This is a genomic window from Alloyangia pacifica (assembly GCF_020524285.1).
In the GTDB taxonomy this organism is placed as follows: Bacteria; Pseudomonadota; Alphaproteobacteria; order Rhodobacterales; family Rhodobacteraceae; genus Salipiger; species Salipiger pacificus_B.
Genome location: NZ_JAIVKX010000046.1, coordinates 1 through 607, shown reverse-complemented (window position 1 = coordinate 607; position 607 = coordinate 1). Strand labels below are relative to the sequence as shown.

General features: G+C 63.3%; 1 protein-coding gene. It reads right to left on the bottom strand.

The annotated features are described in order from the left end of the window. Nucleotides 1–226 precede the first annotated feature (226 nt). The coding region (locus LC039_RS26770) for a zinc-binding dehydrogenase (RefSeq protein WP_226629943.1) at nucleotides 227–607 on the bottom strand (381 nt) is incomplete at its 5' end.

Below are 607 nucleotides of genomic sequence, written 5' to 3'. Positions count from 1 at the left end.
ACCTTGCCGTCGGTCATCTCTTTGACCGTTTCCGTCCAGCCCTGCTGGAAGATGAAGTTCGGGTTGCCGGCCGGGTCCGAGGACTGGAAGCGGAAACTGTATTCCTGTGCCGAGGCGGCGCCGGAGAGGCAGAGGCCGGCAAGCAGGGCTGCGGTGGTTGTCTTCAGGATCATCGTGGGCTCCTCCCTTGGGGTTCCTGTTTCAACTGCAATGGGTTGTGTGCGGGTCAAGGCGCTGGGAAGCTGATTTGCACCTTCATTGCACGGGTTTTGTCAGTGGCTAAATCGAAGGCGCTAACCGCCTCTTCAGCAGGCAGCACCTTGGTGAGCAGCGGTCGCAGATCGAAGCGACCGGCGTCGATCATCCGGGCCGCTGTCGCGAACTCCGGCGCGAAGCGGAAGCTGCCGACGATCTGCAATTCGCGGGTCACGATCGCACTCATTGGCAAGTTGGTTTCGGGGCCGAGGCCAACGGTGACCAGCATTCCGCGGGGGCGCAGGAAGGTGCAGGCAGCGACCACGGCGGGCGGAGCGCCGGAACATTCGAAGGCGACATCGACCTGACCCTTGGCGGTGCCCAGGGACGCAAGTGCATCCGAGCCCTGCGA